This window comes from Mesorhizobium sp. M7A.F.Ca.CA.002.15.2.1, assembly GCF_003998715.1.
Taxonomy (GTDB): domain Bacteria; phylum Pseudomonadota; class Alphaproteobacteria; order Rhizobiales; family Rhizobiaceae; genus Mesorhizobium; species Mesorhizobium ciceri.
This window is the reverse complement of the sequence record NZ_RZPI01000413.1, coordinates 1-5,078: the sequence shown is the minus strand read 5'-3', so window position 1 is coordinate 5,078 and position 5,078 is coordinate 1. Positions and strand designations below refer to the sequence as shown.

Below are 5,078 nucleotides of genomic sequence, written 5' to 3'. Positions count from 1 at the left end.
GATGTCGGCAGCGTGTCGGTGGCGTGGATGACCTGGCCGTTGCCGAAGGTCTCGATCTTCGATTCGGCCGGGCTGCCGCCGTCGCCGAACACCAGCCTGGCGTTGGTGGCGCTGGAGAACTGGACGCCCTGGGCGACCTTGGTGATGGTCGACGTCTGACCAGCAGGGCCAGGATTGTTGTTGAGGAGGTCACCGAGCTGGATCTTGCCGGTGCCGGTTGTCGTCGTGCCGGCCATGTCGATGCCGAGCGAACCGGTGGAGTTGCCGCCGTCGACATCGAAATCGTCGGCCGTGATGGTGCTCGTGCCGAGCGCCGCGCCATTGAGGTCGAGGCCGACGGCGTTGGTGGCGCTTGCCGCGATCCCGATGTTCAGGCTGTGGAAATCCAGCGTCGAGCCGAGCGTGCCGGAAACCTGGACGCCGGTGCCAGTGATGCCCTGCAGGTCGACCGCCCCGAGATCGATGGCGCCGCCGCTGACATTGTTGAGTGATATGCCGGTCGCCGCGCCATTGGTCGAAATCGTGTCGAACTTGATGCCGTCCGCGCCGACCGTCGCGCCTGTCGCCCCGGCCACGACCGCCGTCGCATCGCCAAGCTTCAGCGCGGTTCCCGTGCCGGTGGTGATGGTGTTGCCGGTGCCGCTGACGCTGATCGTGCCGGCGCCGAAGGTGCTGGCGCTGAAGCCGGCGCCGCTGGCGGTGGTGATCTTGAGGTTGCCGCCGGTAAAGGCGAGCGAGCCCGTGCCCTGGGTCGGGCCGATGCTGGGGAGCTTGACGATGGCGCCGTTGGCGCCGCTGCTGGTGTCGAATATCTTCGAGGTGCCGGAGAAGGTGGCCGTTCCCTCGGACGATCCGTCAAACAAGACGCCGACGGCGCTCCCGGTATGATTGATCGTGCTCGAAATATTGTACACGCCCTCGGCGTTGCCGCTGAAGGTGAAGACCGCTGTCCCCGGCAGTGCTACTGCCGAGGTCGAAACGACCGAACCGCTCATGTTGAGCTCGCTCCAGTCGCCGCCGCCGACTTGCAAGACGCTACCCGCGCTGACGTTGATCGAGCCGGTGTAGTTCAGTGTGGCGTGGACAAGATCATTGCCGCCGGCGAGCGTGATCGCTGAACCAGTGGTGCTTGTCGTCGCGCCGATGCTGGCGCTGCCGCCATTCCCGCCAACGTTGACGGTCCCGCTCGAGGTCGTCAATGCGATACCGATCTCGGCGCCATCGATGTTCAGGGTGGATCCGGCGACATTGGCGATGTTTATGGTGCCGACCAGCGGCCCACCAATATCGAACCCTCTGTAGCTGACGTCGAGATCGGTCTTGCCGGTGAAATTGACCACGCCGGCGCCGCTCAGGCCGATCAATGAAGCGCCGATGTAGCCGGTATCCCTCAGGCCGCCAATGTTGACGTCGCCGCCGAGATTGATACCTCCAAGCAGCACACCAGCGCCGGTACTCGTGGATACGGCCGAGACGCTGTCGAAGGCAACGCCGCCGGCGCCGACATTGGCGCCGAACAAGATAAGACCGTCGGCGCCGGAATTGATCTCGTTGCCCGTGCCGGTGACCGTAACGGCGCCGGTGGTAAAATCTCCGAAGGCGATGAAGCCGGTGCCGGTCGTCGTCGTTATGTCGAGACCGCCATTGGTGAAATTGATCGCGGAATTGGTGTTGGGGGCCGGTGTGCCTGCGGGGAAATTGCCAACGAGACCCAGGCTGACGGCGTCCGTCGCGCCCGAGCTGATCACCTTGCTGGTGCCCGAGAAGGTGATCGCGGCCGAGTCGTTGCCGGCAATGACGATATTGCCGCCAGCGGCCGCGTTGGTATCAGTCAGGTTGCCCGACAGCGTCACCGAGCCGCCAGTCATGCTCTGGATCGAAACAGCCGCGCCGGTGCCGTTGCTGTTGATGGTGCCGGCATAGGAGATGATCGCGCTGCCGCCGCTCCCGGCAGTCGTCGAGCCGACATTGAAAGCCGTGTTCGCGCCGGTGTTGGTCAGCGTGCCGTCGCCAATGGTCACCGTGCCGGTCAGGTTCTGCAGGTTGATGCCGCCGCCGGTCAGCGTGCCCGCCGGACCGCTGTTGGGCAAGCTGCCACGCGTGACCGTGATGTCGCCGCTGCCGCCATTGGCGTCGAGCAGCGTGCCGGCGACGTTGATGTTGTTGTTGGTGATCGACAAATTGGTGTCGAGGCCGACGACCTTGAACGCTGTCTGGCCCACGGCGACATTGCTGACCGTGACGCCTTCGATGAAGATGCCGCCGGTATTGACGAAGCCAGCCGCGCTCCCGTTGACGAGGAAGACCGAGCCGCTGCCGCCGCTGAAGTCGAAAGCGGTGTCGCGCACCTGGTTGTTGCCGAGCAGATGCAGGGTATCGCTGCCCGTGCTCTTGACCACGCCCTCATCGCCGGTGACGTTGCCGCCAGTAGCGCCGAGATTGCCCTGGACATTGACCGGCTGGACGGTACCGGAGGTGAGGATGGAGGCGCCGTTGCCGAAGCCGATGATCGACTGGCCGGAATCGAGCGTGAACGGGGTGCCGCTGAGATCGACGGTGCCGACAAAGGCGAAGTTCAGCGTGCCGGTCATGGCATCGGCCTCGGCGACCGTGTAGGTGGTCACGTCGGCGCTGAGCCCGTCCGTGTTGGCGTGGACGATGCCACCGCCCTGGGAAATCATGATGGTCCCACCGACCGCGCTGGCCAGATGGGCGGCGCCGGTGAAGTTGACGTCGTCGAAATCATAATTGCCGAGCGTCGGATCGAGCCCGATCGTGTTGACGGTGTAGCCGCCGGCGGCGGCGCTGATGGAGGACTGCAGCCCATCGGCGGACGTGCCGTCGCCGAAGGTGAAGTTGGCGTTGGCCGAGGTCGCGGTGGCGCCGCTCGACGACAATTCGACGCCGACGCCGACATTGGAAATGCTGGAGCCGCGCAGGAAGGTGATGGTCTTGTTGCCGGTCGTCGACGACAGGTCGATGCCGCGCGAGGTCAGGCTGCCGGTGCCGGTGATCGTGGTCAGGCCGAAATCGGCCCTTGTCGAGGAACCGCTCGAGGAACCGCTGAAGTCGATGCCGGTCTGGTTGGCGCCAACCTCGTCGATCGTGGTCGTGCCGAAGCTGATATGTTCGTTGATGTCGAGGAACTCGATGCCGGCGGTGCTTGCCGCTCCCAGCGTAACCTGGGTTGTGCCGAAGGTGACCGTGCCATTGTCGGCAATGAAGATGCCGGTGCCGCCAGGCGTCGTCACGGTGACCTCGCCAAAGCTCGCCGATGCCGTGCTGGCGACATTGGTGACGGACAGGCCGGTGCCCGTGGCATTGGTGATCGACAGCGGCGCGGTCACGTTCAACGTCGCGGTGCCGCCGAGGCTGCTGACAAGCGCCCCGCCGCCACCCGTCGCCGACAAGGTCGGGCCAGTGAAGCTGATGGCGCCGCCGGCCGGGGTCAGCGTCGATCCGACATCGAACAGATCGCCGGTGCCGGTCGAGGTGACCGTACCGCTGAAGGTCACCGAGCCGCCGGTGGTGCCGTCGACCTTGACCGCCGCGCCTGGCGCGGTTGCCGAGCTGGAGATGTTGGCCGCTACGCCGACTGTCGCGCTGCCGCCGGAAACGACGACACCGTCGCCAGCGCCCGAATTGGTGATGGTGCCGCCGAGGATCGTGATCGAGCCCGTATTGTTGGTCAGGCTGACATCGGTGCCCGCGACATTGGTCGCCACCAGATTGGTGATGGTGAAGGTCGATGACGAAGCGTTGATTGCAAGGCCGTTGATGCCGGCAGCGGTGCCGCCGACAGTGACATTGCCACCCAGGAACTGGCCGCCCGAGACGGCATTGAAGTTGAGCGCCGTGGCCGTCGCAACGCCTGTCGTGATGCTGTCGAACGCCATGCCGCCGGTGCCGATGGTGATGCCGTCGAGATTGATCGCCCGGCCGGTGCCGGTGGTGATCTGCTCCGTGCCCGCGGCCGCGACTGTGATCGTGCCGCCCCCGGTGGCATCGAAGCCGGTACCGGTCGTCGTGGTCAGGTCCAGCCCGCCGGTGAATTTCACCGTGCCGCCGGTGTTGGCGGACAGGTCGATCGCGTTGGCCGAGCCCGTGCTGGCGGTGATCTTGCCGCCGAAGGTGGCGGTGCCGCCGGTCTGGCCGATGATCCTGACCGCGTTGGCCGCATTGGCCTGGTCGATCGTGCCGTTGTAGGTGACGTTGGGCACCGCACCGTTGATGTTGAAGGCTACATCGCCCGTGTTGGTGATGGAACTCGCGGCCGCGAAAGTCAGCGTGCCGCTCGAGCCGCTCCAGATGGCCACGCCCCTGCCGCCGCCACTGATGTCGAGATCGTCGAAGGTGGCGATGCCGTCGAAATTGTTGGCGAACAGCCCGACGCTGGCGGCACTGGTAATCTTGGTGTTGCCGGTGAAATCGACGGTCGCGTTCGAATCGACAAGCACGATGCCGGTTTGAGATGCGGTCTGGACGGTCAGGTCGTCGACCGAGACCGTGCCGGTCACACCATTGAGGTAGAGGCCGGACCCGACATTGCTGGCCGTCACGCCCTGGACGGTCAGGCCGTTGATGCCCAGGCCGTAGATCGCCGAGCCGGAACCCCCGGAAACGTTGAAATCGAGCAGCGTGTTGCCGTTGCCCAGCGTCACGACATTACCGCCGCCGGAACTGGTCAGCGTCGCCGCACCCGCTGAATCCGATATGGATTCGTCATGATGGATGTTGGTGCCGGTGACATTCAACGGCACCCCGCCGAGCGAGAACGCGCGGTCGTTGCCGAACGAGGCCAGTTCCTGTCCGTCGCTCAGCGAGAAGCCGGTGGCGTCGTCGATTGTCCCGCGGTTGACCAGGACAATGATGGCGTCGCTGGCGGTAATGCTGTCGGCATATTCGATCGAGGCGAGGTCGGTGATCGACGTGCCGCCGCCCGAAGCCCCGGCCGCAACGAAGATGTAATTGCGCAGATCGTAAAGTTGCGGGACGGTAAACGCGGTCGTGCCGAAAGCGTAGTGGCCGCTGCCCTCATTGAGCCCGCGCGCATCGAGCGAGGCGGTGATGCCGGAGAT

Annotated in this window: 1 pseudogene; it reads right to left on the bottom strand. The window is 65.2% G+C overall.

Going from position 1 to position 5,078, the window contains the following annotated elements:
- Positions 1 to 5,078: pseudogene (locus ENZ74_RS21300) on the bottom strand (hypothetical protein); the annotation flags it as partial.